At 69.8% G+C, this 25,284-nt stretch carries 24 protein-coding genes; 13 read left to right on the forward strand and 11 right to left on the reverse strand.

Translation table 11 applies throughout. From position 1 onward, the window contains the following. The first annotated feature begins 26 nt into the window (after nt 1-26). Nucleotides 27-3,536, forward strand: coding sequence for a HEAT repeat domain-containing protein (locus CRP56_RS24870; protein ID WP_097267499.1), 3,510 nt, complete (start codon nt 27-29; stop codon nt 3,534-3,536). Here the strand turns inward: CRP56_RS24870 and CRP56_RS24875 are convergent. Beyond that, complete coding sequence (locus CRP56_RS24875) at nt 3,507-3,701, reverse strand: DUF397 domain-containing protein (protein ID WP_097267501.1); 195 nt, start codon at nt 3,699-3,701, stop codon at nt 3,507-3,509. The two genes, CRP56_RS24870 and CRP56_RS24875, sit on opposite strands and share 30 nt — an antisense overlap. Further along, a complete protein-coding gene (locus tag CRP56_RS24880) occupies nt 3,698-4,552 on the reverse strand; it encodes a helix-turn-helix domain-containing protein (protein WP_097267503.1) in 855 nt (284 codons plus the stop codon). The genes CRP56_RS24875 and CRP56_RS24880 overlap by 4 nt, the downstream gene beginning before the upstream one ends. Before the next feature lie 120 nt (nt 4,553-4,672). Here CRP56_RS24880 and CRP56_RS24885 point away from each other — a divergent pair, with 120 nt between their 5' ends. After that, nucleotides 4,673-5,155, forward strand: coding sequence for an ATP-binding protein (locus tag CRP56_RS24885; protein WP_097267505.1), 483 nt, complete (start codon nt 4,673-4,675; stop codon nt 5,153-5,155). On the opposite strand, the gene CRP56_RS24890 is transcribed toward CRP56_RS24885, so the two are convergent. Then, nucleotides 5,091-5,984 (reverse strand): LysR family transcriptional regulator, encoded by an 894-nt coding sequence (locus CRP56_RS24890; protein ID WP_097267507.1) that lies wholly within the window; start codon nt 5,982-5,984, stop codon nt 5,091-5,093. The genes CRP56_RS24885 and CRP56_RS24890 overlap by 65 nt on opposite strands. 152 nt (nt 5,985-6,136) lie before the next feature. Here CRP56_RS24890 and CRP56_RS24895 point away from each other — a divergent pair, with 152 nt between their 5' ends. The 3 genes from CRP56_RS24895 (at nt 6,137) to CRP56_RS24905 (ending at nt 9,106) form a co-directional block, all read left to right on the forward strand. Further along, nucleotides 6,137-6,682: a DUF6817 domain-containing protein gene (locus CRP56_RS24895; protein ID WP_097267509.1), complete on the forward strand. Its 546-nt coding sequence runs from the start codon at nt 6,137-6,139 to the stop codon at nt 6,680-6,682. Between the two features lie 84 nt (nt 6,683-6,766). Continuing rightward, nucleotides 6,767-8,524, forward strand: a complete 1,758-nt coding sequence (kstD, locus tag CRP56_RS24900) for a 3-oxosteroid 1-dehydrogenase (protein WP_097267511.1) — start codon at nt 6,767-6,769, stop codon at nt 8,522-8,524. 81 nt (nt 8,525-8,605) lie between these two features. Then, nucleotides 8,606-9,106: a VOC family protein gene (locus CRP56_RS24905; protein ID WP_097267513.1), complete on the forward strand. Its 501-nt coding sequence runs from the start codon at nt 8,606-8,608 to the stop codon at nt 9,104-9,106. 34 nt (nt 9,107-9,140) lie between these two features. Here the strand turns inward: CRP56_RS24905 and CRP56_RS24910 are convergent, their stop codons facing one another. From CRP56_RS24910 to CRP56_RS24920, 3 genes are read right to left on the reverse strand one after another with little or no spacing between them, the layout of a single operon-like run. Beyond that, entirely contained in the window at nt 9,141-9,791 is a 651-nt protein-coding gene (locus CRP56_RS24910) for a class I SAM-dependent methyltransferase (RefSeq protein WP_097267515.1), read from the reverse strand. 49 nt (nt 9,792-9,840) lie between these two features. Next, nucleotides 9,841-10,155: an AzlD domain-containing protein gene (locus CRP56_RS24915; RefSeq protein ID WP_097267517.1), complete on the reverse strand. Its 315-nt coding sequence runs from the start codon at nt 10,153-10,155 to the stop codon at nt 9,841-9,843. Further along, the gene (locus tag CRP56_RS24920) at nt 10,152-10,838 is read right to left on the reverse strand and encodes an AzlC family ABC transporter permease (RefSeq protein ID WP_097267518.1); all 687 of its coding nucleotides are present in this window, start codon (nt 10,836-10,838) and stop codon (nt 10,152-10,154) included. Before CRP56_RS24920 ends, CRP56_RS24915 begins: the two co-directional genes overlap by 4 nt. Nucleotides 10,839-10,892: 54 nt before the next feature. Here CRP56_RS24920 and CRP56_RS24925 point away from each other — a divergent pair, with 54 nt between their 5' ends. Next, a complete protein-coding gene (locus CRP56_RS24925) occupies nt 10,893-11,465 on the forward strand; it encodes a helix-turn-helix domain-containing protein (protein WP_257040987.1) in 573 nt (190 codons plus the stop codon). 93 nt (nt 11,466-11,558) lie between these two features. Here CRP56_RS24925 and CRP56_RS24930 read toward each other — a convergent pair whose 3' ends face one another. Continuing rightward, nucleotides 11,559-11,762 carry a cold-shock protein gene (locus tag CRP56_RS24930; RefSeq protein ID WP_003992177.1) on the reverse strand — a complete coding sequence of 68 codons (204 nt, stop codon included), beginning with the start codon at nt 11,760-11,762 and terminating at the stop codon, nt 11,559-11,561. A 286-nt stretch (nt 11,763-12,048) separates the two neighbouring features. Here CRP56_RS24930 and CRP56_RS24935 point away from each other — a divergent pair, with 286 nt between their 5' ends. From CRP56_RS24935 to CRP56_RS24945, 3 genes are all read left to right on the forward strand, one after another. Next, nucleotides 12,049-12,897, forward strand: coding sequence for a menaquinone biosynthetic enzyme MqnA/MqnD family protein (locus tag CRP56_RS24935; RefSeq protein ID WP_097267522.1), 849 nt, complete (start codon nt 12,049-12,051; stop codon nt 12,895-12,897). Between the two features lie 34 nt (nt 12,898-12,931). Next, nucleotides 12,932-14,665, forward strand: a complete 1,734-nt coding sequence (locus CRP56_RS24940) for a serine/threonine-protein kinase (RefSeq protein WP_097267524.1) — start codon at nt 12,932-12,934, stop codon at nt 14,663-14,665. A gap of 180 nt (nt 14,666-14,845) precedes the next feature. Beyond that, nucleotides 14,846-19,336 carry an FtsK/SpoIIIE domain-containing protein gene (locus tag CRP56_RS24945; protein ID WP_097274428.1) on the forward strand — a complete coding sequence of 1,497 codons (4,491 nt, stop codon included), beginning with the start codon at nt 14,846-14,848 and terminating at the stop codon, nt 19,334-19,336. A 57-nt stretch (nt 19,337-19,393) separates the two neighbouring features. On the opposite strand, the gene CRP56_RS24950 is transcribed toward CRP56_RS24945, so the two are convergent. The 3 genes from CRP56_RS24950 to CRP56_RS24960 all read right to left on the reverse strand — a co-directional run bounded on the left by CRP56_RS24950 (nt 19,394) and on the right by CRP56_RS24960 (nt 21,728). Next, a complete protein-coding gene (locus CRP56_RS24950) occupies nt 19,394-19,816 on the reverse strand; it encodes a hypothetical protein (protein ID WP_179851112.1) in 423 nt (140 codons plus the stop codon). 183 nt (nt 19,817-19,999) lie between these two features. After that, nucleotides 20,000-21,430 (reverse strand): hypothetical protein, encoded by a 1,431-nt coding sequence (locus CRP56_RS24955; RefSeq protein ID WP_097267528.1) that lies wholly within the window; start codon nt 21,428-21,430, stop codon nt 20,000-20,002. Further along, complete coding sequence (locus tag CRP56_RS24960; RefSeq protein WP_097267531.1) at nt 21,423-21,728, reverse strand: SAV_915 family protein; 306 nt, start codon at nt 21,726-21,728, stop codon at nt 21,423-21,425. Before CRP56_RS24960 ends, CRP56_RS24955 begins: the two co-directional genes overlap by 8 nt. A 72-nt stretch (nt 21,729-21,800) precedes the next feature. On the opposite strand from CRP56_RS24960, the gene CRP56_RS24965 reads away from it, so the two are divergent. Next, nucleotides 21,801-22,103 carry a hypothetical protein gene (locus CRP56_RS24965; protein ID WP_097267533.1) on the forward strand — a complete coding sequence of 101 codons (303 nt, stop codon included), beginning with the start codon at nt 21,801-21,803 and terminating at the stop codon, nt 22,101-22,103. An 89-nt stretch (nt 22,104-22,192) separates the two neighbouring features. Here the strand turns inward: CRP56_RS24965 and CRP56_RS24970 are convergent, their stop codons facing one another. Next, nucleotides 22,193-22,453, reverse strand: coding sequence for a WXG100 family type VII secretion target (locus CRP56_RS24970; protein ID WP_097267535.1), 261 nt, complete (start codon nt 22,451-22,453; stop codon nt 22,193-22,195). Nucleotides 22,454-22,660: 207 nt separating this feature from the next. Between CRP56_RS24970 and CRP56_RS24975 the strand changes: the two genes are divergently transcribed. From CRP56_RS24975 to CRP56_RS24985, 3 genes are read left to right on the forward strand one after another with little or no spacing between them, the layout of a single operon-like run. Continuing rightward, nucleotides 22,661-22,921, forward strand: coding sequence for a WXG100 family type VII secretion target (locus CRP56_RS24975; RefSeq protein ID WP_097267537.1), 261 nt, complete (start codon nt 22,661-22,663; stop codon nt 22,919-22,921). A 49-nt stretch (nt 22,922-22,970) separates the two neighbouring features. Further along, entirely contained in the window at nt 22,971-23,810 is an 840-nt protein-coding gene (locus tag CRP56_RS24980) for a hypothetical protein (RefSeq protein ID WP_097267539.1), read from the forward strand. Between the two features lie 23 nt (nt 23,811-23,833). Continuing rightward, complete coding sequence (locus CRP56_RS24985) at nt 23,834-25,279, forward strand: PE-PGRS family protein (protein ID WP_097267541.1); 1,446 nt, start codon at nt 23,834-23,836, stop codon at nt 25,277-25,279. Nucleotides 25,280-25,284 lie beyond the last annotated feature (5 nt).

Below are 25,284 nucleotides of genomic sequence, written 5' to 3' on the forward strand. Positions count from 1 at the left end.
GCCGCCCGCCCGCTACCGTCCTGCTTATGGGGCGCGACGGGGAGCAGGTCACGGCGGCCGGGGTGCGGTCGATCGGGGTCGGCGGTGACGTCACGGCCGCGGTGAGCGGCGACGGCAACAGCCTGACGATCATCGGGAAGCAGTACGTACAGCAGGTGCCGGAGCCGGCGGGCCTCACGGACACGGAGATCGACGAGGCGTTACGGCGCTACGCGGGCCGCATCCGCGAGACCTACGGGCGGCTGGACCTGGAGGTGCTGATCCCCACCGAGGAGGGGGAGCATCCGCCGGTCCGCCTGGACGAGGTGTTCGTGGCGCCCACTCTGCGCGCCGACCCGCCGCCGGTGGAGCTGCCACGGGACATCCGGCAGCGTTTGGTGGACGCGGGGGAGTGGCCGTCGCACCTGCCCGCCGCCCTGGAGCGGGACACCCTGGACCGCGCCCGGCAGGCCTACGCGGAACGGCCCGCACGCGACGCCCTGGACGTGCTCGCCGACCCCGCCGAGAGCCGCCTCGTCCTGCTCGGCGACCCCGGCGCGGGCAAGTCGACACTGGCCCGGCACCTCGCGCTCACCCTCACGCGGGAGGCTCCCGCGACGGGGGATTCGCTGGCACCGCTCACCGGCCGGATACCCCTCGTCGTGGAGCTCCGCGAGTACGCGGTGGGCGAGTGGCGGGAGCGGACCTTCGAGGACTTCCTCACCTACCTGCACGGCACGAAGGGCATGGCGCCGCCCCCGGCGGTCGTGGACAGGCTCCTGACCGAGGGGCGAGCAGTGGTCGTCTTCGACGGCCTCGACGAACTCTTCGACCCCGCCGCCCGCGAACAGGTCAGCCACCGCATCGCGGACTTCGCAGGCCGGTACGGCGGCCCCGGCGGCGTCCGCGTGATCGTGACCTCACGCGTCATCGGCTACCGGCGAGGCGTACTGGAACACGCCGGGTTCTCCCACCACATGGTCCAGGACCTCAGCACCCGGCAGATCGAGTGCTTCGCCCGGCAGTGGTACGCCAGCTCCTACCCCCACGACGAGGAACGCGCGGGGCGTCTGTGCCGACGGCTGACTGATGCCGTGGGCCACTCCCGTCCCGTTGCCGAACTCGCCGGGAATCCGCTGCTTTTGACGATCCTCGCCATCGTCGGCCGACGCCGGGAACTGCCCCGGGACCGCCTGGGCGTCTACCGCCACGCCGTCGCCGTCCTGGTGGCCCACTGGGACCAGCACGCCAAGCATCTGCGCGCCCCGGACGAGGTCGAGGCCCTGTCGTACCTGGGCGACGAGGACCGGCATGAGCTGCTGCGCCTGGTCGCGCGGCGGATGCAGGAGGGCGAGGGCGGGATCGCGGGCAACCACATCCATCAGGACGTACTGCTGGAGACGTTCCGGGACTACTTGCGGGAGCAGTACGAACTCCCGCTCGCGCAGGCGGTGTCGGCGGCGCGGGTGATGGTGCGGCAGTTTCGCGACCGCAACTTCATCCTGAGCCACTACGGGGGCGGGGTGTACGGGTTCGTCCACCGAGCCTTTTTGGAGTACCTGGCGGCGGTCGACATCGATCACCGCTACACCCGGGAGCGGGAGTGGACGCCGGAGGAGTTCATCGAGGAGATCTTCGCGGGGCATGCGGAGGATCCGGCGTGGCATGAGGTGCTGCTGCTGGTGGTGGGGCAGTTGGGGGAGCGGGAGGCGGGGGCGGCGGTTGATCGGTTGTTGGAGTTGCATCGGCGGAGGGTCGGTGCGCTCTGGAAGGGGGAGCTGTTGGCTCTGGCTGTGCGAGCGCTGGCCGAGGTCCGCAGGATCGGGGCGTTGGCGGCGCAGAGCAGGGCCGTGGTGGACGCGATCATCGGGGGCTTGGAGGCGGCGGACTCCAGCTACGGCCTGCTGGAAGCGGACGACGACATCGCGTCAGCGCTCAAGACGTTTCCGCCGCACTGGAGCGGCAGGCCCAGGCTGCTGCGGTGGTTCCATCTGCGCGGTCAGTTCAAGGACCGGCCGCAGCCCGGGAGGATCGCGGCAGCGCTCTACACAGAACGGGCATGGCCCCGGGTCATGGCGGTCCTGGCCGATGTGGCGCATGCCCGTAGGGCGGTGCTGGAGATATTGGCGGCGCGATGGGGTGCGGAGTCGGACGTCCGTGGGCTGCTCCTGGGAGGGGCAGTGGCCGAACCGGACGAGCGCGTGCGCAAAGCGGCGCTGGAGTGTCTGTCCGAGGTCGGCGGAGCCGGCGTCAGGGAACTCGTCAAGGACCGCTCCATCGAAGACCCTTCGCTGATCGTGCGCGCCTTTGCACTGTCACTGCGGGATGACGCAGAAGCATCGTGGGAGCCCCTCGTCGAATTCGTCGGTTCCGCGGGCGATCCGGAGAAGCGGGCTGATGCGGTGGGCTTGCTCGCCGAGTATCGGATTCAAGACCCGGAAGTCAGGGCACTGCTGTGTCGGCTAGCCGTCGACGATTCCGAGGGCGATGTCCGGGAGCGTGCGGTTTCCGGTCTTGAGAGCCTGCTCGACGACGAGGGCGTTCAGACATTGGTGCGAGGCCGGGTGACCGACGATCCGCACGACATGGTTCGACTCGTGGCCATGATGTCGCTGGTCGAGCAGTTGGGTGACTGGGAGCTCGCCCGCGCAGCTGCTGTCGAGGACGGCGACTGGTTTGTTCGAATGGAGGCCTTGTACGGGTTGCGCACCCTCGGCCGCGACGATGCTGACACGTGGGAATTTCTGTGTCAGCGGGCGCTCAAGGACGAGGAGCCAGAGGTCCGGAGTGCGGCGTGCAGGGTGCTGGCGCAGACAATCGGATCCCATCCCGGCACCTGGCAATTCCTGCGCGAGCGTCTTGCCCAGGATTCCGCTGCTCAGGTTCGGAACGCCGCGCTCGACGGTTTGGTCGAACTGGGGAGGGACCGGGATGAGACCTGGCAGCTTGTCCGTGAGCACCTTGTCGACGCTGGCCGTGTTGTGCGCGAGAGTGCCGTGGCTGACCTGTGCGGATATCGGAGCCACGAGGCCACCACGTGGGAGCTGGCATTCGACCGGCTGGCCTACGACCCGGACGCGGGGGTCCGGGCGGAGGCGCTACGTGCGACGAGGCACTACCGAGGCGACGCCGACATTCGGACCGTATTCCGCACCTGTGCCGCCGAAGACCCCCACCCTTCGGTGCGGGAAGTAGCCCTGGCTCTGTTGGTCACGACCGCGGGAGACGACGACGCGACCCGCGAGATCCTCCAGACGCGGGCCGTGGATGACCCCGCCCCCAGAATCCGAGCCGATGTCCTGCAATGGTGGGCGGTGCAAGAGACGGACGAGAACGGCGCCGCGTTCCTGCGGGACCGGGCCGTCGCCGACCCTCACCCCTGGCCGCGCATCGCCGCCCTCCAGTCCCTGGCCTTCGGCTGGCCCGCCCACCCGGCCACGGCTCCGCTGCTGCGGGAGCGGGCCGAGGCGGACGAGGACGAGGACGTACGCACGGAGGCTGCGCGCACGCTGGCGGCGGCGGAGGCGCTAGCGCCGCTCGCCGATCAACTCCCCTGAGAGGAACGCCGACCAGGTGGTGGGGGAGAGGGCGAGGCGAGGGCCGGTGGGGTGCTTGGAGTCGCGGAGGTGGATGGTGCGGGGCGTGATCGCGACTTCGAGGCAGTCGCCGCCCTCGCCGTCGCTGTAGCTGGACTTGAACCAGGTGAGCTGCTGGTCGTTCATAGCTCCTCCAGCTTCTTCTCGATCAACGCCCGTGACTCCGCGGGAGTGAAGGCCATCGCCCGCATGATCCCATAGCGGTCGGCGATCTTGCGGACCTCTTCGGAGTCGGTGATCAGCCGGGGATGCCCTTGAGCCTCCGTGTACGCCACCTGCCCATGGGACTTGGGCGTCAGGAGGTTGAACGCGCCACCCAGGTTGGGATGTTCGGCGACCTTGGTCGGCATCACCTGTACTTCCACGTTCCGCATGTCCCCGATGAGCAGCAGGCGTCGGAGCTGGTCCGCGTGGACGCGGCGCCCGCCGATCGGCCGGTCCAGCACCACCTCTTCGAGGACGTAACTCACGGTCGGCGGCGGCCAGCGGTCGAAGATCTGCTGACGGGAGAGCCTGTCCGAGACCCGCTGCTCGATCGTCTCCTCGGACAGCAGCGGTCGCCGTTTCGTGAACACCGCCCGTGCGTACTCCTCGGTCTGGAGCAGACCCTGCACCGCGTGATTGGCATAGAAGTGCAGCTCGACTGCCTCCGCTTCCAGCGCTGCGTAACTCCGGTACCACTCCGGATGCCGAGTCCGCGTCTTGCTCATCGCCCGCTCGACCTCGGGGACAACCGCACTCAACAGCCCACCGGCATCCAGCACTTCATCGGCCTTCTCCAAGAACTCCGGTCGAGTTGTCCGCACCCCCCGTTCCATCGAAGAAATCTGATCCGGCCCGTACCCGACCAGCTCCCCGAACTCCTTCTGCGTCAGCCCGGCCCGCTCCCGCAGGAGTCGCAGCATTTTGCCCAGCGCCACAAAGAGCTCTGTAGTCCCCTCAGCCTCCGCAGGAGTCTCAGCCCTCCGCTCACTCATTCACCTCGCCCCTCCCACCGACCGACAACCCGTACGCACAACCCGCCGCACCCGTACAGTTACCCACCGTCGCCGAGTCGCACCTGGCCAGCGTAAAGACAACCCACCACGCTCAGTCACGTGAACACCGAAATCTCCACCCGCCTCAGCGCGACGCCCCGCGGTGCCCGCCTCGCCCGACGTCTCACCGCACATCAGCTGGACACCTGGGGCCACCCCTACGACAGCGAGGTCAACCACACCGCCCAGCAGGTCGTCGCCGAGCTCGCCGCCAACGCCGTCACCCACGGCAGAGTCCCCGGCCGCGACTTCGAACTCCGGCTCAGACTCACCCCCGAGGACACGGTCCGTATCGAGGTGAGCGACGCCCGCGACGACCGCCGACTCCGTTACGTGACCGACCCGGAGGCCGACAACGGCCGCGGCCTCATCCTCGTATCGCTGCTCGCACAGGCGTGGGGTGTCACCGAGCGGACCGTCGGCAAGACCGTGTGGGCGGAAGTCCCCCTCAAGGAACCGCAGTCCGCGCCACCGACCGCTAACGCCCGGGCGTCCGCCGGAACCTCTCCACCGTGTCCGCGAACGCCCGCGCCGGCGGACTGAGCGCCTCCCACCGCCGTACCGCCCACCCCACCGGCAACGGCCGCAGTTCCGGCACCGGGATCAGCCGAAGATCGTCCCTCGTCGCCGCCAGCCCGGACAGCTCCGGCACGACCGCCCGCCCCACCCCCAACTCGGCGAGCAGCAAGGCCGTGTCCCAGTCGGCAACGTTGGTGTCGTAGGTCAGCTCCACGCCCAACTCCGCCGAAGCGGCCTCCAGTTGTGCGGCCGACGCCGAGTTGGGCGGCAGCCGGATCAGCCGTACGTCCGCCAGCTCGGCGATCCCCAACCGCTCCCGTCCCGCCAGCGGGTCGTCGGCTCGTACCGCCAGCACCCACGGCAGCTCCGCCACCGCCCGCTGCTCGATCCCCCGTACCGGTCGGCCGAGCGTGATCCACGCCAGGTCCAGCGAACCGTCCGCGAGCGCCTCGAAGCTGCCGCGGCCCGAACTCACCGTCCGGAACTCCAGGTTCACGCGCGGATGGCGGCGCCGGAACTCCACCACGGCGTCCCCCATGAAGTGCCGTACCGTCGTCGCGCCCGTCGCCACCCGCACATACCCGGCCGCCCCGTCGACCAGATCCCGCAACTGCCGTACGGCGAGGTCGAGTCCGGAGATGCCCTCGGACGCCGCCGCCTCCAGCACCCGGCCCGCCTGCGTCGGTACGACGCCGCGCGGCTGCCGTTCCACGAGCGCGACGCCCGTCTCCCTCTCCAGCCGCTTCACGTGCTGGCTCACCGCGGACTGCGTGCACCCGAGCTCCCGCGCCACCGCACTCAGGCTCCCGGCCCGGCACACCGCCACGAACACCCGCAGGTCATCGAGGGTCATGCGCCCAAGCTAACACTTGGGTTCCTCCCATAAATCCCAAGGATTGACTGCACTCTCGGGCCGTACGACGATCTCCTCAGGGCCCCACGGGCGGCAACCCGCTCCACCCGGGACGGAGCGGGTGCCGACCCACCTACCCGAAAGGGAGCCGCATGGACGCCGACGCCTTCGCTCAAGCGGACGCCCTACTCAGGAAGTTGAGCGCCGCGCACACCCCCCACCCCGGCGGCACCCTCCTCGCCCACCTCCACCGCGTCCGTGCCCGCCTCGCCGGCTGGAGCGCCCGCCCCGCCCTCCAGCTCGCCGGCCTCTGCCACGCCCTCTACGGCACCGACGGCTTCCCCCACCCCCTGCTGCCGCTCGACCGCCGCGCCGACGTCAGGGACGCGATCGGCGTGGAGGCGGAGGCGCTCGTCCACCTCTACGCGAGCTGCGACCGCACGGCGACCTACCCGACCCTCGCCACCCCCAACTCCCCCTTCCGCGACCGCTTCAGCGGCCATACCCACACCCCCGCCCTTGCCCTCCGCCAGGACTTCGCCGAGCTCACCGCCGCCAACGAACTCGACCTCGCCGCCGAGGACCCGGCCTTCCGCGACCGCCACGGCCCCGCCCTCCTCGCGCTCTTCACCCGCTTCCGCCCGCTGCTGAGCCAACCGGCGTGGGAGGACTGCACGGCCCTCCTTCCCGGCCCTTGACTTCACAACATCCCCGCGTCACATTCCCCTTTCTGGCACAGAATCTGACGATGTATCAGACGTATCAGACAGGGGGGCGGACCCATGACGAGCAGCCCGGACGCCGTACGACCGACCCGCAGACAGGTACTCGGCACCTCCGTGGCCGCCGGGCTCGCCGTCGCCAGCGCCGCCCCGCAGACCGCCCGGGCCGCCGACCTCCCTCTCCAGGGCACCTATGACGTGGTCGTCATCGGTTCCGGCGCGGCAGGGATGACCGCGGCGCTCACCGCGGCCAAGCAGGGGCTGAGCGTGGTCGTCCTCGAAAAGGCGCCGACCTTCGGGGGCTCCGCCGCCCGTTCCGGTGCCGGGATCTGGATTCCCAACAACCCGGTGCTGCTGGCCGCCGGCGTACCGGACACCCCGGCCAAGGCCGCCGCCTACCTCGCCGCCGTCGTCGGCCCCGACGTCCCCGTCGCCCGGCAGCAGGCCTTCCTCGCCCACGGCCCGGCCATGATCTCCTTCGTCATGGCCAACAGCCCGCTCCGGTTCCGGTGGATGGAGGGGTACAGCGACTACTACCCCGAACTGCCCGGCGGCCTCCCCAACGGCCGTTCCATCGAGCCCGACTACCTCGACGGCCACATCCTCGGCGCCGAACTCGCCCATCTGAACCCGTCGTACATGAAGGTCCCGGACGGCATGGTGGTGTTCTCCGCCGACTACAAGTGGCTCACCCTCGCCGCCGTCAGCGTCAAGGGGCTCGCCGTCGCCACCGAGTGTCTGGCGCGGGGGACCAAGGCCCTCACCCTCGGGCAGGCGCCGCTCACCATGGGGCAGTCCCTCGCGGGCGGGCTCAGGAAGGGGCTGATGGATGCCGGGGTGCCCGTCCGGCTCAACACCCCGCTCACCGACCTCCTCGTCGAGAGCGGGACCGTCACCGGTGCCGTCACCCCCGCCGGTCTCTACCGCGCCCGGCGCGCCGTCGTCGTCGGCTCCGGCGGGTTCGAGCACAACCTCGCCATGCGGACGCAGTACCAGCGACAGCCCATCGGGACCGACTGGACCGTGGGGGCGAAGGAGAACACCGGCGACGGAATCCGGGCGGGGCAGCGCGTTGGCGGCGCCCTCGCCCTGATGGACGACGCCTGGTGGGGGCCCGCGATCCCGCTCCCCGACCAGCCCTACTTCTGCCTCGCCGAACGCACCCTCCCGGGCGGGCTGATGGTCAACGCGGCCGGCGGGCGGTTCGTGAACGAGGCCGCCCCCTACAGCGACGTCGTCCACGTCATGTACGACCGCAATCCGACCGACCCCGACATCCCGGCCTGGCTGATCTTCGACCAGAACTACCGCAACCGGTACCTCTTCAAGGACGTCAGCCCGACGTTCGTCCTCCCCGACGACTGGTACAGCTCGGGGGCCGCCCGCAAGGCCTGGACCGTCGACGCCCTCGCCACCGCGATCGGCGCCGCGCCCGCCGCCCTCCGCTCGACGGTCGCCCGCTTCAACTCCCAGGCCCTGCAAGGCAAGGACCCCGACTTCCACCGCGGCGACAGCGCCTACGACCACTACTACACGGACCCCTCGGTCCTCCCCGACTCCTGCCTCGCCCCCCTCTGGCTGCCCCCGTACTACGCCCTCCGCATCGTCCCCGGTGACCTCGGCACCAAGGGCGGCCTCGTCACCGACGCCCGCGCCCGCGTCCTGCGCGACGACGGCACGGCGATCCCCGGCCTGTACGCCGCCGGGAACGCCAGCGCCGCCGTCATGGGCCACAGTTACGCGGGCGCGGGCTCGACGATCGGACCGGCGATGACGTTCGGGTACATCGCGGCGCGGGACATCGCGGGGGCGCTTTAAAGATCATTGCGGTGCTGCCGCATCTTCCTCGCTCCGTAAGATCGATCAAGATGCAGCAGCACCGAAAGGGATGAAAGCCCGATGGCCGTACGCCGGCTCAACCATGCTGTTCTGTTCGTCCGTGATGTCAGACGTTCCGTCGCCTTCTACCACCAGGTCTTCGGCTTCACCGTCGAGCACGAGATACCCGGCATCGCTGCCTTCCTCAGAGCCCAGGGCAGCGACAACGACCACGATCTCGGCCTCTTCGCCCTTGGTCCCGAAGCGCCCGGACCGCAGCGCGACCGTGTCGGACTGCACCATCTCGCCTGGGAGGTCGGCACGCTCGGTGAACTCGTCGAGACGAGCGAGCTGCTCGACGCGCGCGGGGCCCTGACGGGGAGCACCGACTTCCTGGTGGCCAAGTCCCTGCATGGTGTGGATCCGGACGGCCACGAGTTCGAGGTGCTGTGGCGCACCCCACGCTCCGACTGGCCGGCCGCGGAGGAGAACCAGAAGCCGCTCCCGCTGGACCTCCGGTCGGCGATCGACCGATGGGGCCCCGATCTGAGGACGGGAGCGGCTGCCGGGACGGCCACCTGACAGCGCGCGTCGGGCCGGGCGGCGGCAACCCGCTTCAGGCGCGCGCGATCAGGAACGCCTGCGGCACCTGGTCCTCGCTCTGCGCCGCCCGCACCGTCTGCGACACGATCTCGAACCCGGCGGCCGTCAGCAGCCCGGCGATCCGGTCGGGCTGCCGGCGCTGGAAGTCGAGGGTGACATCGTGGCCCCACGGCCGTTCGTGGCGCTTGGGTTCGTCGCCGACCTGGAAGCCCATGAGCAGATGGCCGCCCGGGGTCAGGACCCGCAGGAACTCACGGAAGAGCGAGGGGAGTTCGTCCACAGGGGTGTGGATGGAGGAGTACCAGGAGACCACGCCCGCGAGCGATCCGTCCGCCATGTCCAGCTTCAGCATGGACCCCTGCACGAAGAGCAGATCCGGGTTCTCCCGCCGCGCGATCTGAAGCATCGACGACGAGAGGTCGAGCCCGAACACATCGAGCCCGAGGGAGGCCAGGAGGCCGGTGACCCGTCCCGGCCCGCAGCCGAGATCGGCCACCGCGCCGCCGCGCCCCACGAGTTCGGCGAACACCCCGATCATCGCCCGCTCCAGCGGCATCTCCGCCAACGCGTCACGGAAGCGCTCGTCGTAGTCCTCGGCAATGGCGTCGTAGAACACCCGGGTACTGGTCAGGAAGTCAGGGTTCAGAAAATCGGCGTCGGTCATGGCGCGCGACCCTACAAGCCGCCACTGACACTCCCCTCCGTTCCGGGGCCTACGCCACCCCCACCGCCCGCAGCACCGCCGCCGTCCCCGCCGCCCCGAGCACCACGACCACGAACGGCGCCCTGCGCCACGCCAGCGCCGCCCCGACCAGCACCCCGGTCGGCCGCGCCCACCCCGCGAAGCCGCCGCCCTCCGTCAGCGCCCCGGACGCGAGCAGCGCGGTCAGCAGGACGATCGCACCCGCCGACAACAGCTCCTGGACGCGGGCGGGGAGTTCCACGCGGCCGTGCAGCGCGGGGCCGACCAGTCGGAAGGCGTACGTTCCCACCGCGAGCGCCAGGATCATGGCCACGGTCGCGCTCATGCCGTGCGCCCCTTTCCGAAGGCCAGCAGACCGGCCAGCGCCAGCAGTACCGGCACGCCCGCAGGGGCGACCGGCGTGAGGGCGAGGGCCAGGCACGCGCCGAGCAGGGCTGATCGTCGTACGGGAGCGTCCTGTCGTAGCGCAGGAAGGACCAGCGCCACCAGGACCGCCGGGAAGGCCGCGTCCAGGCCGTAGCGGGCGGTGTCGCCGATCGCGTCTCCGGCGAGGGCGCCGATCAGGACGCCGATGTTCCAGACGGCGAACAGGCCGAGCCCGGAGACCCAGAACGCCGTACGGCGTCGTACCGGATCGGGCTGGGCCAGGGCGAAGGCGACCGTCTCGTCGGTGACGAGGTGGGCTCCCAGGAGCCGGGCGAAGCGGCCTTGGCCGAGGGTCTCCGCGACGGCGAGGCTGTAGGCGGCCGTGCGGGTGTTCAGGAGCAGACCGGTGGTCGCGGCGGCGAGCGGGCCGCCGCCCGCCAGCAGGACGCCGACCGCGCTGAACTGTGCGGAGCCCGCGTAGACGACCAGGGACATCACCACCGGGACCCAGACCGGCAGGCCTCCGGCGACGGCGATCGCGCCGAAGGAGACGCCGACGACACCGCTGGCGAGCCAGACCAGGGAGGCGTCCCGTACCAGCTCCAGGTGAGGTGTTCGCTCTGTTCGCTCTGCCGTACGCATGTTCTCTACAATGAACAAGAAGTGTTGTGTTCGTCAAGGCGAACAGTCGTACCGATGGAGCGAACGAACATGGCCGACACCCGTCTTCCGCTGGAGTGGATCGCCGCGTCGCTGCGGCGCGAGCGCGCGCGTACCGGGCTGTCGCTCTCGGAGCTGGCCAAGCGGGCCGGGATCGCGAAGTCCACGCTGTCCCAGCTGGAGGCCGGCGGCGGGAATCCGAGCGTCGAGACGCTGTGGGCGCTGGGGGTGGCACTGGGCGTGCCGTTCAGCGCGCTGGTGGAGCCGCCGGTGCCGTCCGTGCAGGTGATCAGGGCGGGGCAGGGGCCGACGGTGGCGTCCGAGAAGGCCGAGTACGCGGCCACCCTGCTGTCCGCCAGCCCGCCCGGGGCCCGGCGGGACATCTACCACCTGCGGGCCGAGCCGGGGGCCGTACGGGAGTCGGAGCCGCACATTCCGGGGAGCGTGGAGCATCTGATCGTGAGCACGGGGAGGCTCAAGGCCGGCCCGGTGGCGGAGACGGTGGAGCTGGCGGCCGGGGACTACATGACGTACCGCGGGGATGTGCCGCACTCGTACGAGGCGCTCGCCCCCGGGACGACGTTCGTGCTGGTCATGCAGCACATGTGACCCCGTACGGTGGAAAGGCAGGAGCCCCGTCGCCTTGCGGCGCGGGGCTCCTTGGGTACTGCTCTCAGGTCCGGATCAGAGACTGGAAAAGTCTCAGACGGGGGTGACGTTCTCCGCCTGCGGGCCCTTCGGGCCCTGGGTCACGTCGAAGGAGACCTGCTGGTTCTCCTCCAGCGAACGGAAGCCGCTCGCGTTGATGGCGGAGTAGTGGACGAAGACGTCCGGGCCGCCGCCCTCCTGGGCAATGAAGCCAAAGCCCTTTTCGGCGTTGAACCACTTCACGGTTCCGGTAGCCATAAGCCCTCCTTGGGCCCAAAGGGTTGCCCTGCTCCAGAACCTGCGATTGTGAAAACAGTGCTGCACAACTGCATACGTCTGAAAACGACTAGAGCCCGCGGTTACATGCTCCGCAGGCTCTGTACTGCAAGGGAAACCAAACTGCAACTTGCGGCGAGCCTAGCATGTGGGCAGCCGAATGCAACAGAGGTCAAGATCACGTCACCCGGATGTTTGATCTCGCTCGTGTCGGGTTGACGGCGGGGGTGGCCATCGTACGTCAGGCCCCAGGGTCTAGCCTCACGATGTGGACAATTACCGCACCCGGCCGCGCGTCGGCCACATCCAGTTCCTGAACTGTCTGCCCCTGTACTGGGGGCTGGCGAGAACGGGCACGCTCCTCGACTTCGAGCTCACGAAGGACACCCCGGAGAAGCTCAGCGAGCAGCTGGTGCGGGGTGATCTCGACATCGCTCCCATCACCCTCGTCGAGTTCCTGCGCAACGCCGACGACCTGGTCGCCTTCCCCGACATCGCGGTCGGGTGCGACGGCCCGGTGATGTCCTGCGTGATCGTCTCGCAGGTCCCGCTGGACGAGCTCGACGGCGCCCGCGTGGCCCTCGGCTCGACCTCCCGCACGTCCGTGCGCCTCGCGCAGCTCCTGCTGTCCGAGCGGTACGGCGTTCAGCCCGAGTACTACACGTGCCCGCCCGACCTCAGCCTGATGATGCAGGAGGCGGAGGCCGCCGTACTCATCGGCGACGCGGCACTGCGGGCCAACCTGCTCGACGGGCCGAAGTACGGCTTGGAGGTCCATGACCTCGGCTCGCTGTGGAAGGAGTGGACGGGGCTGCCGTTCGTCTTCGCCGTGTGGGCCGCCCGCCGGGACTACCTGGAGCGCGAGCCCTTCATCACCCGCAAGGTCCACGAGGCCTTCCTCGCCTCCCGCAACCTCTCCCTCGAAGAGGTCGGCAAGGTCGCCGAACAGGCCGCCCGCTGGGAGGACTACGACGAGCAGGTCCTGGAGCGGTACTTCACGACCCTCGACTTCAGCTTCGGCGGCCCGCAGCTGGAGGCGGTCGCGGAGTTCGCCCGCCGGGTGGGGCCGACGACGGGATTCCCGGCGGACGTGAAGGTGGAACTGCTTCAGCCCTAACCTGCATCTGAACCCGATGGGGGGGGGAGGCAGCATGCAGCCACTCGGTGTCGACGAGCCGACCGCCGTCGGGCCCTACCGGCTGCTCGGCCGGCTCGGCTCCGGCGGGATGGGCCGGGTCTATCTGGGGCGCAGCGCCGGGGGCCGCACGGTCGCGGTCAAGATCGTGCACCCGCACTTCGCGCTCGACGAGGAGTTCCGCGCCCGCTTCCGCCGCGAGGTCGAGGCGGCGCGGCGGGTGGGCGGCGCGTGGACGGCTCCGGTGCTGGACGCCGACCCGGACGCGGCGGTGCCCTGGGTGGCCACGGCGTACGCGGCGGGCCCGTCCCTGACGTCGGCGGTGGCGGACGACGGTCCCCTGCCCGCCCATTCGGTACGGGTACTGGGGGCGGGGCTCGCCGAGGCGCTGGCGGCCGTACACGAACTGGGTCTCGTCCACCGGGACGTGAAGCCGTCCAACGTGCTCCTGACCCTGGACGGCCCGCTGCTCATCGACTTCGGCATCGCGCGCGCCACGGACGGCACGGCCTCGCTGACGTCGACCGGCGTCTCCATCGGCTCGCCCGGATACATGTCGCCCGAGCAGATCCTGGGCAACGCCGTCTCGGGGGCGGCGGACGTCTTCTCGCTGGGGGCCGTACTGGCGTACGCGGCGAACGGGGCGTCGCCGTTCCCCGGCGACTCCTCGGCCGCCCTGCTCTACAAGGTCGTCCACGAGGAGCCCGAACTCGGTTCGCTGGGCGGCGACTTGCGGGAGCTGGTCGCCGAGTGCCTGGCCAAGGAGCCGGGGGCGCGGCCGAGCCCGGGGGATGTCGCGCGGCGGCTGGCTCCGGAGGGGGCGGCTCGGGTGGTGGCGGGTGGGTGGTTGCCGGGGGTGCTGGTGGAGCAGGTGAGCCGGAGTGCGGTGCGGTTGCTGAATCTGGAGGTGGCGGGGGAGGCCGCTTCGGGGCCGGTGGGGTTCAGCAGTGAGTCGGTGGGGGAGCGGACGGAGGGACGGGCGGATGCCGGTGCGGTGACGGTGGGGGAGTTCGGACCGGCGCCGGTGATGCCGGGGGCGACTCCGGTGGTGCCCGCTTCCCCCGCGTTCGCCCCGGCGGCCGTACCCGAGCCATGTACCTCCGAACCCGAGGACGCCCTTCCACCCGCCGACCCCCGTCCCGGCAGGCTCTCCGTCTCCGTGGCGGCCACCTCCGCGCCGGGGGCGGAGGGGCGGGGCCGGCGGATGAGCTGCACGGTGGCGCTCGCCGTCGCGGGGGCGCTGGCGGCGGTGACGGTGGGGTCGGTGTTCCTCTTCGACCTGCTGCCGGGGGAGCGGCGGGACGACGCGGGCGGGTCGGACTCGGGCGCGTACTCGCCGGCGCCGTCGTACTCGTCCTCCTCGCTGCCGACGAGCGAGTCCAGCGCGGCCCAGGAGGCGCCGGCCGAGGTGCCCGCCCGCTATCTCGGCACCTGGGAAGGGGAGGGCAGCGGCTCCGGCATCCCCATGGGCAGCTTCCGGCTGACTGTCGAACAGGCCGCCGTCGGCGAGGAGTTGGGCAAGCTCAAGCAGACGGACATCTTCGGCGGCGTCTGCAACGACACCCTGACCCTGAAGAAGGTCACCGAGACGGAGATCCTCGCCACGTCCGTGGGTGCGAAGAGCAACCACGAGGGATGCAACCCGGCCGCCCACACAGTGCGGTTGAAGCCGGTGGGGGACGACCTCCAGTACATCTCGGAGAGCGCGGCGGAGGGGAATCCCGAGGCGCGGATGTCGAAGGTCGAGTGAGCCACCCGCGGGGTCGCCGCGCGGCTCGGTTCGCGGTTCTTCACCACCTGTCCCGCGGTCCTTCACCGCTTGCCCCCCTCCGTCCCCCGGGCGGCCGGGCGCGGGGGACGGTACTGCCATTAGTCTCCGTTAGCCGAAGTAATGAATGTGGCCACAGGGGCCGACGGGAGGATGACCGCCATGCGGATGCTGGTCACGGTCGTACGGGAAGGCGGTGAGCCGCACGACGTCGTGATCGCGACGGACGACACGGCCACCGCCGGCGAGGTCGCGGAGGTGCTGGCGGAGGCTCTCGGGCACCCGGTCCAGCCGACGACCGGTCACCACGCGGGGAACGTGGTGCAGATGCCCGGCACCGTGATGCCCGGCGGGACCTCCGGCTACGGCGCGCTCGTGACCCGGGGTCCCTCCCTGTGGGCGGACGGCGAGTACTGCGATCCGGCGGCACCGGCGGCCTCCGTACTCCGTGACGGCATGCGCGTCGCCGTGGACGACTCGATAGGCCCGCTGCTGCGCAAGGGCGAGCCGGTCGGCCAGTACGAGCTCAGAGTGGCCGCCGGTCCCGCCTCCGGCCGCGTCGTCCGGCTCGGCGTCGGCGCGGCCACCGTCGGTTCGGCGCCCACCTGCTCGCTGCCCGTGTCGGACCTCGCGCTGCCGCAGGTCGCGCTGCGCGTGACGATCGACATGAAGGGCGAGACAAGGCTCAGCCCCGAGGGCGACGCCGAGGTCCTGCTGGACGACGAGCCGGTGACGGCCGGGGCAGCCGGAACGCCCTGGCCGCTCGGCGGCGTCGTACGCGTCGGCGACTCGCTGCTGGTCCTCGACCGGGTGGCCGAACCCGACGCCCACCTCTCTCCGATGAGCGAGGGCGGCCTCGCCTACAACCGTCCGCCCCGCCTCAACCCGCTGCGGCCCCGGCGCCGCGTGGTCGTACCGGTGCCGCCCAGTAAGAGCGAGAAGGCGAAGTTCCAGTTCATCCTGGCGTTCATGCCGATGCTCTTCGGCCTGACGATGTACTTCATCACCAAGCAGATCTACATGCTGCTGTTCTGCCTGATGAGCCCGATGATGATGGCCGGGCAGTGGCTCAGCGACAACCGTGAGGGCAAGAAGAAGGACAAGAACTCGGCGAAGCAGTACAAGAAGGACCTCGCCGAGCACCAGGCCGAACTCGCCGTCCTCGGCAAGGAGGAGCAGCGCGCCCGCCGCGCGGACGCCCCCGACCCGGCCGAGATCCTCCTCTTCGCGACCGGCCCGCGCCGTCGCCTCTGGGAGCGCCGGCTGACCGACCCGGACGCGATGCTGCTGAGGGTCGGAGTCGGCGGCCTGGAGTCCGACGTCGAGATGGTCATGGCGCGCGGCGGCAACCAGTACGAGGAGGACCGTCCCGAACCCCCGACCCTGCCGGACGTCCCGGTCACCCTCCCCTTCGGCCGGCTCGGTGTCGTCGGCGTCGCGGGCGACCGGGAGCACGCGATGGCCACGGCCCGCTGGGTCGCGGTACAGGCGGCGGTCCTGCACAGCCCCCGTGACCTCTCCGTGGTCTCCCTCGCCGCGACCCCGCAGGCCGGCGCCGAATGGCACTGGGTCCACTGGCTGCCCCACACCAACCCCGAACAGGGCCAGGACTGTGTGGCGCTCGTCGGCTTCGACTCCGAGGGCATCACCCGCCGCGTCAACGAGCTGCTCAACGAACTGGCGCGGCGCAAGGCGGCGCGCGAGCAGCAGAACATGATGGGCCAGCTCTACCCCGACGCGAACATTCTGCTGATCCTCGACGGCGCCCGCCTCCTGCGCCGCGTGCCCGGCGTCCCCCAACTCCTCACCGAGGGACCGCAGTACGGCATCATCGCCCTCTGCATCGACGAGGACGAGCGGCTCCTGCCCGAGGAGTGCAAGGCCGTGGTCGCCTGGCACCCGGACGCCCCGCACCACATCCGCGTACGCGGCTACGGCATGGAGGGCGTCGGCGACATCCTGGCCGACCAGGTCAGCTACGCGTGGTGCGAACTCCTCGCCCGTTCCCTGGCCCCGGTGCGCGATGTCAGCCGCGACGACGCGGGCGCCGCGCTGCCCACCGCCGCCCGGCTGCTGAACCTCCTGAACCTGCCCAACCCGACCGGCGCGGACGTCGAGCGGATCTGGCAGGCGGGCGGTTCCACGACGGCGGCACCGATCGGTATCGCGGCGGACGGCACCTTCGTCCTCGACATCCGCAGGGACGGCCCGCACGCATTGGTCGCGGGTACGACGGGTGCCGGTAAGTCGGAGTTGTTGCAGACGATCATCGCGTCGCTGGCGGTGGCGAACCGCCCGGACGCCCTCAACTACGTCCTCATCGACTACAAGGGCGGCAGCGCCTTCATGGACTGCGCCCGCCTCCCGCACACCGTCGGCATGGTGAGCGACCTCGACGCCCACCTCACGGAACGCGCCCTGGCGTCGCTGGCGGCGGAACTGCACCGCCGCGAGAAGATCCTCTTCGACGCGGCCGCCAAGGACATCGAGGACTACAACGACACCCGCAAGCTCCGCCCCGAGCTGGAGCCGATGCCCCGACTGGTCCTGGTGATCGACGAGTTCGCATCACTCGTCGCCGAACTCCCGGACTTCATCGCGGGCCTGGTCGACATCGCCCGCCGAGGCCGCTCGCTCGGCGTGCACCTGGTGCTCGCGACACAGCGCCCGGCGGGTGTGGTCAGCGCCGACATCAGGGCGAACACGAACCTCAGGATCGCCCTGCGGGTGACGGACGCCGCGGAGTCGATGGACGTCATCGACGCCCCGGACTCGGGAGCTATCGCCAAGTCCACCCCCGGCCGCATGTACGTCCGCTCCGGCGCCCAGTCGCTGGTGGGCGTGCAGTCGGCCCGTATCGGTGGCCGCCGCCCGGCAACGGGCCAGACGGGCCCCAAGGCAACCCTGACCCCGCTGCCCTGGACGGCGTACGCCCGCCCGTTGCCCAAGGGGCAGGAGTCCGAGGACGACGGCACCATGGTCACCGACCTGGCGGTCCTGGTGGACGCGGTGGCCGACGGCGCGGCGCGGATGGGCTTCGGTGAACAGCGCAGCCCGTGGCTCCCGCCGCTCGCGGAGCAGGTGACGCTGGCGGAGCTGATGTCGTACGACGCGGGTCGGCAGGCGGGGAACGACGTGGCGCCGATCCCGTACGGCCTGATCGACCAGCCGGCGAAGCAGAGCCGCACGCCGCTGACGCTGGACCTGGTGCACGGTGAGCACACGCTGCTGCTCGGTGGCGCCCGCTCGGGCCGCTCGACGGCACTGCGCACCCTGGCAGGCTCCCTGGCCCGGGCGACGTCTCCGGACGACGTGCACTTGTACGGCATCGACTGCGGTTCGAACGCGCTGTTGCCTCTGATGCGCCTGCCGCACGTGGGTGCGATCGTCACGCGCGACGAACCGGACCGCACCCGCCGCCTCATCGAGCGGCTGCTCGCCGAGATCGCCCGCAGGCAGCAACTCCTCGCGATGGAGGGCGCGTCGAGCGCGGCGGAACAGCGCGCTTCGGCGGCCCCGGAGGACCGTCTTCCCTGGATGGTCCTGCTCCTGGACAGCTGGGAGGGCTTCGCGTCGACCTTCGAGAGCTACAACTACGGCCAGTTGCTGGAAGCGGCCCAGCGGATCTTCCGTGAGGGTGCGGCGGTGGGGTTGAAGGTGGTCATGACGGCGGACCGCAGCGGCTTGAGCGGCCATGTGTCGTCGGCCTTCGCTGACCGTCTCGTCATGCGCTTCGCAGACCCGAACGACTACTCGACGGCGGGTTTGTCGTCCCGCGAGGTCCCGAAGAACATGCCGCCGGGACGCGCGCTGAAGATGACGGACACGGGCGTCGACGAAACGCAGATCGGCCTGCTGGCGGAGGACCCGGCGGGCCAGGCCCAGGTGCGTGCGCTGCGCGAGATCGCGGAGGAGGCGAGGACCCGCTTCCCGCGCATCCCGGCCGGCCGCCGTCCCCTGCGCGTCGACGCGCTCCCGTCCCGTATCACGGCGGCGGAGGCGATGTCGCTGGACCCGGACTTCGTCTCCCCCTCGCCCTTGTGGGCCCTGGTCTGCGTCGGCGGCGACGAACTCCACCCCATGGGCATCGACCTCGAGGAGAACGGCCCCGGCTTCGTCATCGCGGGCCCCCCGAAGTCCGGCCGCTCCACGACACTGATGGCGGCGACGGAGTCGCTGCTGCGGGCGGGGACGCCGGTGGTGCTGGTGACGCCGCGCCGCTCTCCGCTGCGGGAACTGGAGGGCAGGGAGGGCGTCCTGGGCGTCCTGAACGCCGACAGCCGGGGCGACGACCTCGAAGACCTCGTGGAGGGCCTGGGCGGCGGTGCGTACGTCGTTGTCGCCGACGACGCGGAACTCCTCTACGACACCAACCTCGACGAAGCCCTGGAGACGGTCATCCGCAAGGGCGCCGACGGGGGGATCGGCCTCCTCGCCGCCGGCACGACGGACAGCTTGTCGGGGCAGTACCGGGGGTTCGCGGTGGAGGCACGAAAGTCCCGGAACGGCATGCTGCTCACGCCGCAGAGCTCGTCGGACGGAGAACTGTTCGGCATCCGCCTGCCGGCCAACAGCGGCGGCGGGGCTGTGGGCAGCGGGTTGTTCATTTCCGGCGGGACTTATGTGCCGGTGCAGGCGGTGATGAACGGCTGACGGCTGACGAGTACGGGCCCGGTCCTGGGTGGACTGGGCCCCGTTTCGTTGTGGGGGTTATGGCTTGGTGAGGCGGACTTCTTGAGGGGATGAGATGGACGGGTCCTCGGGCTGACGGAGGACCCAGCTGCGGCGGATGATCAGGGCAACCCCGAAGCCCAGAAACACGAAGGCCAGCACCCAGCAAAGGAAAGTCTGCAGGCTGACTGGTGGGTCCCTGACCCAATCACGGGCCAGGATCCGCGAGGGGTCCTTGGCGTCATAGGTAACGATCATCGAAGCCCCGGCGTGGGTGGCGGGATACTTCCCGGCGTAGTCCGAAAGCTTGACTTCGTTACCCGCCTCGGGACTGCTCACGAGGCGAACCTTCACATATTTCGGCTTCGAGTCGACATCGGTGACTGTGGCCGCGGCGCTGACACCCCGGGAGCGCAGGTCATCCACCAAGTCCTGTGCTGGTAGCCAGAGAACGAGGGCCATCCCGGCACACAGGAGAGACATCCCGAACTCAGCCAGAATCAGACGGCGTGAGGGGAGCAGAGGGCGTGGTTCCCAAGCTCTTATCCTGGCGGAGAGGCGGCGGTTCCTCTCAATGTGAGCCGGAAGCTCATAATCACTCGTACGGCGGTGCTTCTTGCTCTTTTCGCTCATTGGCATCCAACCCTATGAGAACCATCCGCCGATCTCTTCACCGACGTCCTTCGCCGCGTCTGTAACAGCGTTTACGGCCCTCTGCCCCTTCTCTGACTTGATGATGCACGAGGCGCCATAACCGGCACCGAAACCCAACACGACGCCTGCCGCGATTCCCCAGCCAACTGGCCCACCGAGGAACGTGACCGCTGCCATTCCTGCCATCGTTCCTCCGGTGCCGGCAGCCATCCCTCCGGCACTCGCCGCCACCGCGACATCTACCTCCGTGCCGTGCTCGATGTCCCAGGCCGTGGCCCCGATCGTGAGGACCGTGCCCACCAGCGGCAACTTCCCGCCCGCCACCAGCGCTCGCCCGAACAGCGTCGCCGTGTTGGGTGGTCTCAGTCCGGGAACCTTGCCGATCAGCCAGCCGCCGGCGTCGGCCACTGATGCCTCCATCAGCCGCGAGAAGGATCCCATTCCGTACTTGGCCAGGATCTGTTCCGCTTCGCGTGCGGACTTGCCAGAGGCCCGGGCGGCGCGGCCTGTGGCGTTCTTGAATCTTCTCTTGTCGGCCTTGCTCATGGCGTTGAGACGCCGATCACGCAGTCGGCTCGCTTCATCGGAGAGTTTCTGCGCCTTCTCCCAGAAGTACGAAGAATGCTTCGCCTGCATGCCGATCACGCTGCCCAGCAGACCGACCGTGTCGGACCAGGTGTCCGCGGGATCCAGCAGCTTCAGCGCGGCGATCTTGGTGTGCTTCCAGGCGAGGTCCCACAACTCGGGGTCGTCGGACTGCATGAGTGCCCTGTTGAAGACGGCGGTGGGTTCGTCCTCCTTCAGATCGCCGTGGAACAGGGCAGCCGTCTTCTCGAAACCAGGCGCAGGGAAGTCGGAGTTGACCGCGGTCGTGAATGCCGAGCCGAAGACCTTCGCGTCGGCTTCGGCGGTCGGAGCGTTCGCGGCGGCGATGGCCACCTGAAGGTTCTTGACCAGCTCCGGATCCATCTTCGCGTAGAAGGCCGAAGCGAAATCGGAGTCGCCCCTGTGCAGGGAGAGTTGCCCGGCGATCCGATGGAACTCGGCACCGGCCTGGCCCGGGTCGAGGTCCGCTGCCTTGGCGACTTCCCCGGCGAGTTCCTTCCCGCCCTGCCGAGCCTCGCTCACCGTAGGGATCGGCTCCGGGAGGCGCACCATGGCGTCGGGCTTTCGTGCACCCCCCTCGTCCAGTTCCATCGCGGCGGCCAACGCCTGGCGGCGGCGCAACATGGGCAACTCGTCGTCGACCCAGCCCGCGATCTTGCCGATCTCGGTGAGGCTGCTCGTGTCCAGCCCGAACTTCCGGAAACGGCGCGCGTAGGACGACTTGGCGCCGTGCAGGCTCTTGCTGCCGGATTCGAGGTCCTTGATGGTCCGCAGCAGGTTGTGCGGATTGATGCCGGAGAAGTTGGGGTCAACCACGGTCGTGGTCCTCCTCCGCGCCGTCCGCCAGGCGTGGGTCGATCAACACGGCCACGGCCCCTGACCCCGTCAGGGCCTTCTCCATTTCCCTCGAAGGGATGACGACCCAGGGCTGCTCCTCTCCCATCGTCTCCACGAGCAGGGCGACCGACGTGAAAGCCAACGCCACGAGCCGCTCCCCGTCCCCATCGCCCGCGACGGGGACAAGGGCCACCTCCGCTCCCTCGACGCCCTCCTCGTTGAGGGTGGGCAGGACGAGGAATTCCGGAGCGTTCCGCGCCGATAAGGTTGTTGTCACCGTCGCAGATTATGAGAGATACCAGCGAGTCAGTTACCCGTTGAAAATATGAAGATTCAGGGGTGAGTTTCCGTGCCGGATCCCGAAGCGAAGGTGCCCAATCCACGGAAGGCCGACCTTGAGCGACTACGCCGCGACCTCGCCAAGGAAGTGGAGAGCATCAGGAAAGCACTGAAGAACCCGACCGAGGAAATCGGTGGGGACAAGGTATGGGTAGGCAAGAACGCCCGGACGTGGCACACGGAATTGGACGGGCGGCACAAGAGGCTCGGTGCGCAGGTCGACAAGCTGTTGCCGCTCGTCGACGCGGCCATCAGGGGCGAGCCGGAGAAGGTGACGGCGAGTGAGGCCCGTACATATCAGAAGGTGGTCTGAGGCGCGCCGTCACATGGCAACGGGGCGCCCGGCCGAAGAGACCCGAAGGTCTTGGCCGGGCGCCCCGGAACACTGCGTGATCGTGAAGATCAGGTGGCGCGCTCGATGTTGTCCGCGCTGGTGTTCGCCGACTTGCTGGCGTCGTTCAGCGTGTCGACCCACTTGTCGAAGGTCGGCTTCACGTCGTGCCAGTCGTCGCGGAAGCGGTCGGCCTTCGGACCCTTCCAGTAGCTCGTGCTCTCGGTCGTGGCCGACTCCAGAGCCTTGATGAGGGCCTGGAGGTCCGTGGCCTTGCGGCCGAAGAGCTTGGACAAGTCCCGGAGCCGTGCGAGATCTGCACCGCGATCCATGGCGATCCTCCCCGTGTGGTTTCAGAAGCAATCGGACTATCCGTTTGCAACAGGGGACGCTACAGCACCATCCGAGGGTTCCGTCCAATGCCGTAGAAGATCAGGTCGTCCTGTGAACAGTCGGTGTTGACATCGGTCCGGGGGCCCATGAGAGCGGCGAAGTCGCGCCAGTATGCTGAGGTTCTTGAGGCAGCGGGGGAGGATGCTATGGCGAATCCTGACATACAGGAACTCAACAAGCGTGCCGGTGACTTGAGGGCGCTCGCCGATCACATCGAGAGTCTCATCGACACCGCCAAGAACCACAGCACGACCGGAATGAAGTCCTGGTCGGGGCCGAACGCGGACAACGTGCGCGGCAAGCTGAAGAGCTGGCAGACGACCTGCGGGACGGTTGCCAAGGCGCTGCGGGACGAGGCCCACCAGTGCTCCCAGAGCGCCAAGGACTTGCAGGACAACAAGAAGTGAGCCGGCGCGCCAGCCAGGGCCGCCGCCGCACGGGAGGAACCCCAGACCAGTGCCTTCGTACGACAGCTCCCGCGCACGTTTCCGGCTGGCCGACCGCCATATCGCCGTGTTCGCCCACCTTCTGGACGGAGAGACGCCTCCCGAGGAGCTGTGGGAGTCGCTGGTCGAGTTGCAGCGCGTCGGGCTGGTCGGGGAAGAGGGGGAACTCGCTCCCCTGCTGCGCGACTTGCTCGGCGCCCTCGCCGACCCCATGGTCATGATCCAGGTCGAGATCACCGGCGAGCACGGCCCCGTCAACCACGGTGTGGTCGTGGGGCAGGGAGCCGTGATCTCCCACGACGGGTGGCCGGGGGAGGAGGAGTCGGAGTACGTCTCCATCGAACCCAACACCCTCGTCTGGGAGTTGGCCCGCAAGGTCAATCTGCATCGTGGGGAGAAGCCCGCGGAGGGCGAGCCCGAGGTCCGCGTCGAGACGACGATGGGGGCCCTGGACGCCGCGTTCGTCGCGCTGGAGGAGCCCGGCGCCGATGACGAGGCCGCCCGCGACGCCGTACGCAAGGCCCTGGCCGAGGCGGACGCCGGCCTCGCCGAGCCCGCCCTCGGTCACCTCCGTGACCTGGTCGTCTCCCTCAACTCCACCTGGCGCATCACCACCGCCTGGGACGGCAGGCAGGACGGCAAGGACACCACCATGATCCGCGCCCTCGCCGTCTGGGACTGCGGTCCCCTCGGCCACTGGATCCGCGAACAGCCGGAGGAGCCCATCCTCCCGGGCCAGGTGGGGCCGGACAGCGCGCTGGTGCTGGTGCGGTCGAACGCGGCGGAGGTATGGGAAAAGATCACCGATCTATTGCCGGACCGGGAAGAGCTCTTGATCGACAGTGAGTGACGGGTCGGCCGACGATCTGATGTGTGCGGACCGTCAACCCCGATGACCTGGATCAACTGGCCACACTGCTCGACGGCAGGGGCGGTGTGGAGGACAGGCTCGACGAAGCCTTCACCCGGGCTTCGCGGCTCGGTGTCAGCGGCAAGCTGACCGCCCTCAAACCCCTGCACGCCTGGGTCACCGACACGGCACCTGATCTGCGCAGACGGTCGGCCTACGCCCGCCTTGAGGACGGCGATCCCAGCGCCGGTCTGCGGTGGGCGGGGTTCGACGCCAAGGACATCGCCAGGGCGGGTGTCTATCTCAAGGCACCGGGTGTTCTTCTCATCGCCAACGCGCTGGCCACCAGCGGCGATCCGGGCTCGGAGGCCTTCCGCCGCAAGTCCCGGGAGTCCCTGGACGACTGGGTCGACCGGATGCGGGCCCACGCCATCGCGCAGATCCCGGCGCTCGCACCGTACGAGAACCAGATCGACGAACTCCTCGGCGACGTCGGCGACATCACCTCGACGGTCGGCCACGGTGCGACGGCGGCGTTCCACGGCGTCAACGTCACCAAGGTGCTGGTGGGCAACTCCCTGGCCCGGGGATTCCTGCGGACCCAGCGGCTCAGGGCGGCGGCGCTGCTGCGCTGGCTGCCCACGCGGTACGGCTGGGTGCCGGGCGAGGTCGGCGCGTTGGGGCGGGCGCTGGAGCGGGTCAGCCCCGTCATCCGCTCGCTCTCGGCGCCCGGCCAGTGGCTGCCCAGCAAGCTCGGCGCACTGGCGTCGGGCAGCGCCACGTTCCAGCGTGCCAGCGGCCTTCCGGTCGTCGGCACCCGCATCAGCCAGGAGATCGGCGCCGGATACGACGCCGTGCTGCGCAGCGGCATGATGACCAGCCCGCTCGTGGGGCGCTTCAGCGCGAGCGACATCGTGACCGCGCTCGTGGGGTCGGACAAGGTCGCCAAGATGTACGGCGGTGTGACCCACGCCGGCCAGATTCCGGGGCGCGCGGCCCAGGCCAGCCTGTGGAAGGTCGCCAAGAACGTCTTCGCCGACCAGCGGCTCCTCGGCGAGGGGCGGCTCGCTGCGATGGGTAGGGGCCTCAAGTTCGCCGGGCGGGCCGGGGGCGCGCTGCGGGCCGTCGGGGTGGTCGGCGGCCTGGTCTCGACCGGCTACAGCATCGCCAACGTCGTCGCCCAGGGGAACCCCGCCGAGGCCTTCAAGAAGAAGGGAGCCGGTTACGTCGCCGATGTCGCCGAGATCGGCTTCAACGCCTCCCTGACGGCCGCGACAGTGGCCCCGAACCCCTTCACGCTCGGGGCGGTGGCGGTGACGGGCGCCGTCTATGCGGGAGCTAAGGTCGTGGAGCACTGGGACGACATCAAGAAGGGCGCGGGCGAGGCGACGAAATGGGCCGGCGACAAGGCCAAGGACCTGGGCAAGAGCATCGCCAAGTCCAAGGCGAATCCCATGAACTGGTTCTGAGGGAG

It is taken from the genome of Streptomyces sp. TLI_55, assembly GCF_900206255.1.
Classification (GTDB): Bacteria; Actinomycetota; Actinomycetes; order Streptomycetales; family Streptomycetaceae; genus Streptomyces; species Streptomyces aquilus.

What these genes read in the sequence shown, in the direction of transcription:
- CRP56_RS24870 (WP_097267499.1), top strand. Translation starts at nt 27, where the DNA reads ATGGGGCGCGACGGGGAGCAGGTCACGGCGGCCGGGGTGCGGTCGATC.
- CRP56_RS24875 (WP_097267501.1), bottom strand. Translation starts at nt 3,701, where the DNA reads ATGAACGACCAGCAGCTCACCTGGTTCAAGTCCAGCTACAGCGACGGC.
- CRP56_RS24880 (WP_097267503.1), bottom strand. Translation starts at nt 4,552, where the DNA reads ATGAGTGAGCGGAGGGCTGAGACTCCTGCGGAGGCTGAGGGGACTACA.
- CRP56_RS24890 (WP_097267507.1), bottom strand. Translation starts at nt 5,984, where the DNA reads ATGACCCTCGATGACCTGCGGGTGTTCGTGGCGGTGTGCCGGGCCGGG.
- CRP56_RS24895 (WP_097267509.1), top strand. Translation starts at nt 6,137, where the DNA reads ATGGACGCCGACGCCTTCGCTCAAGCGGACGCCCTACTCAGGAAGTTG.
- kstD (WP_097267511.1), top strand. Translation starts at nt 6,767, where the DNA reads ATGACGAGCAGCCCGGACGCCGTACGACCGACCCGCAGACAGGTACTC.
- CRP56_RS24905 (WP_097267513.1), top strand. Translation starts at nt 8,606, where the DNA reads ATGGCCGTACGCCGGCTCAACCATGCTGTTCTGTTCGTCCGTGATGTC.
- CRP56_RS24910 (WP_097267515.1), bottom strand. Translation starts at nt 9,791, where the DNA reads ATGACCGACGCCGATTTTCTGAACCCTGACTTCCTGACCAGTACCCGG.
- CRP56_RS24915 (WP_097267517.1), bottom strand. Translation starts at nt 10,155, where the DNA reads ATGAGCGCGACCGTGGCCATGATCCTGGCGCTCGCGGTGGGAACGTAC.
- CRP56_RS24920 (WP_097267518.1), bottom strand. Translation starts at nt 10,838, where the DNA reads ATGCGTACGGCAGAGCGAACAGAGCGAACACCTCACCTGGAGCTGGTA.
- CRP56_RS24925 (WP_257040987.1), top strand. Translation starts at nt 10,893, where the DNA reads ATGGAGCGAACGAACATGGCCGACACCCGTCTTCCGCTGGAGTGGATC.
- CRP56_RS24930 (WP_003992177.1), bottom strand. Translation starts at nt 11,762, where the DNA reads ATGGCTACCGGAACCGTGAAGTGGTTCAACGCCGAAAAGGGCTTTGGC.
- CRP56_RS24940 (WP_097267524.1), top strand. Translation starts at nt 12,932, where the DNA reads ATGCAGCCACTCGGTGTCGACGAGCCGACCGCCGTCGGGCCCTACCGG.
- CRP56_RS24945 (WP_097274428.1), top strand. Translation starts at nt 14,846, where the DNA reads ATGCGGATGCTGGTCACGGTCGTACGGGAAGGCGGTGAGCCGCACGAC.
- CRP56_RS24950 (WP_179851112.1), bottom strand. Translation starts at nt 19,816, where the DNA reads ATGGCCCTCGTTCTCTGGCTACCAGCACAGGACTTGGTGGATGACCTG.
- CRP56_RS24970 (WP_097267535.1), bottom strand. Translation starts at nt 22,453, where the DNA reads ATGGATCGCGGTGCAGATCTCGCACGGCTCCGGGACTTGTCCAAGCTC.
- CRP56_RS24975 (WP_097267537.1), top strand. Translation starts at nt 22,661, where the DNA reads ATGGCGAATCCTGACATACAGGAACTCAACAAGCGTGCCGGTGACTTG.